Origin of the sequence: Protofrankia sp. CiT1, from assembly GCF_917627335.1 — a bacterium.
In the GTDB taxonomy this organism is placed as follows: Bacteria; Actinomycetota; Actinomycetes; order Frankiales; family Frankiaceae; genus Protofrankia.
The window spans coordinates 6803-9323 of the sequence record NZ_CAKJTP010000158.1 but is presented as its reverse complement, the minus strand read 5'-3'; the positions used below and the strand labels follow the sequence as shown (position 1 = coordinate 9323).

Sequence of the window (2521 nt, the reverse complement as noted above, 5' to 3'; positions counted from 1 at the left end):
GTTCCTGGACCACGTGGCGTGGCCGGGCCGTCGAGCCGGTGGTGCGGGAGGCCTTGCTGCGCATTGCCCCCGAGCTCGGCTGGCCCGAGGTGGAAGCTGTCGGCGGATGGTGGAACCGGCAGAACAACCCCGAGATCGACCTGGTCGGGGCCGACCGTACGGGCGCCGCCAACCGGATAATCTTCGCGGGTAGCATCAAATGGCAGACAGCGAAGCCTTTCGACCAACGCGACCATGCCGCTCTGATACGAGACGTCGCGGCGGTGCCGGGCGTCGACCCGGATACGAAGCTGCTCGCCGTCAGCCGGACCGGCGTCGCCGCCGATCTGCCATTGCGGTCGGTCGGCCCGGACGAGCTCATGACTGCCTGGCGATGACATGCTGGCAGGTGGTGCGGTGGGCCGCGAGCTGTTGTCGGAGATGACCGCGGACGCGGCGGCGATGGGTATGTACGCGTCACCGACGCCTACCGACACCGGTGACGCGGCCTGATCGTGCCGGCCCAGGTGTGGGACGTTGACTACCAGTTGCTCTCACAGACCGTGACAGGCGGTGGCCGGGAACGGGTTGGAAGGCCAGGCTGCTGCAATGCCGTGACTACAGCCACAGCCCGAATGGTTATGTCACCGAGGTCGACGACATGCTCGTCGGTCTATGCCGTGCGACCCCCAAGAGATCTTTGGCTGCCTCAGTGAGGACCCAGCGGGCGGCTCGGCCCGTGCCTCCAGGTTCCACCAGTTCCAGGCGCCGGAGCCGCTGGAGCTCCTCGCGTATTGTCCGGTCGGACATTCCCGGGTTGACGTTCGTTGCTGCAATAAGATCACGTAGGGGAAGGGATGTGCCGGCAGCCAGAAGTTCCTGTAGTACGGCCATGCCCTCTCGGGAGACGCCGCGATCCCGAAGATGCGCCGGCACGGCGCCACGGCGGTGGAACGTCACCAGCACACTCGTTCCCGTATCGATGATCGTCGGTGGGAGGATCCTGGTCGCCTCCACTATTCTGATCATACGTTGGATGCCGCTGCCAAGGCTGTCGACGACGCCGCGGCGGTAGAGGGCGCCAGCGATCAGTGGATTCCACGGCTGGGACTCGTGCGGTCGCAGGAGGTCGTCGACGGACAGGCCGAAATGCAGGCCGCCGATACTCGCGACCTCGACTCGGTCGTCGTAGATGAAAACACTGATCGACCCGGCAGCGGTGCTGTACTCGCGGTGCGAAATGGCGTTGGCCAGTGCCTCCCGCAACGCCAGCACTGGGATCTCTGGCTGGTCATGGCGGATCATGCTGGTAGGGTCCAAGCGTGTCGCGACCGGCAGGTGGGTCCGGCAGAATTCCTCGGCTTGGCGCAACAGCGTGAAGGCATTGCCGTGTAGTTGGCGTTCGTCGGCGATGGATTCGCCACGAATGGTCCCGTGGAAACGGGCGAGTTTGACCAGGCACTGGGGATAGTCGGGGAGTAGTCGTTCGCTCCTGGCGAACAGGACCGCACCAGCGTTGAGGATGCGTTCACCCTTGACCAGGCCGAGGCCGCGCAGCAGGTCGAGGGGGTCACGGCTGAGCGGTTCGCTGACCCGCCCCCGGCGGACCGCATCGTCGAGCGCCCGTGCGATTTCCGCGTGGTCGAGGTCGTCGGGTGCCAGAGCGGCTGGCTCGATCTCCCACCGGTCGGATGTGTGCATCTGTTCGAGGAACAGCCGCTCGTACTCTTCACGGGACATGACGGCCGTGACCGCGCCGATTCTCTTGTAGGCGACACCTTTGTACCGGTAAGGCCGATACCGGCCCTGTGGGACTGCCACCACGATTACTTCCCGGCCTTCCGCGACGGTTACTCTCTCCATGGTCGGCATGATCTCGGGATCAAACGGCGCCAGCGCCGCATGAAGTTTCTCCAGCGTTTCGTCGGTGACCTGCTGACCCACGATGTGGCCGTCTGGACGGACACCGAACAGCACCCGACCGCCGTGCAGGTTTACCATCCCACATAGCGTGCGGGCTGCCGCCGTTCGCTGGCCCGTCGACTCCTTGAATTCCTGGTGATCAGATTCGCCCTCGGATGCCCACCTGGCAATCTGATCAGTAGCCACCGGCTCGGGTATCGAAGTCACAGTGGATCACATTACCTGTAGCTGTCGCGTTCGATATAAGGATCTTCTGGGGTGGATGCAGTTTCTTGATCATTTTCGGCATGTCCTTCCAGCCAATGTGTCGCCGACTATCGTGTGATCTACGAGGTGCATGACGACGTCCTGCTCGGCCTCGTTGTCCCTGTCGCCCACCGTCACGGGGTCTACCACCGGATCTGATTTCGCATGTCCGTCCCGGATATCGGCCGCGAAGCCGGCGCACGGGATGATCTTTTGTCGCTACAGCACCAGGACCCGGCGCAGCCCTCGCTCTACGTCGGCGACCAGCCACGCGGGGATCTCGCCGACCCGGCTCTCGAGGTCGGCGCGGTCGAGGGTGGCGACCTGGGTGACATTGGCCACCGAGTCCTTCGGGATGCCGGTCACGGCCGCC

The 2521-nt window shown here is 64.6% G+C and carries 2 protein-coding genes; one reads left to right on the top strand and one right to left on the bottom strand.

The genetic code is table 11. From position 1 onward, the window contains the following. Positions 1 to 377 (top strand): DUF234 domain-containing protein (locus MJ785_RS18315; RefSeq protein WP_239381964.1); only part of this gene is annotated, 377 nt, incomplete at its 5' end. A 241-nt stretch (positions 378 to 618) separates the two neighbouring features. On the opposite strand, the gene MJ785_RS18310 is transcribed toward MJ785_RS18315, so the two are convergent. Beyond that, the gene (locus tag MJ785_RS18310) at positions 619 to 2088 is read right to left on the bottom strand and encodes an RNA-binding domain-containing protein (RefSeq protein ID WP_239381966.1); all 1470 of its coding nucleotides are present in this window, start codon (positions 2086 to 2088) and stop codon (positions 619 to 621) included. Between the last annotated feature and the right edge of the window lie 433 nt (positions 2089 to 2521).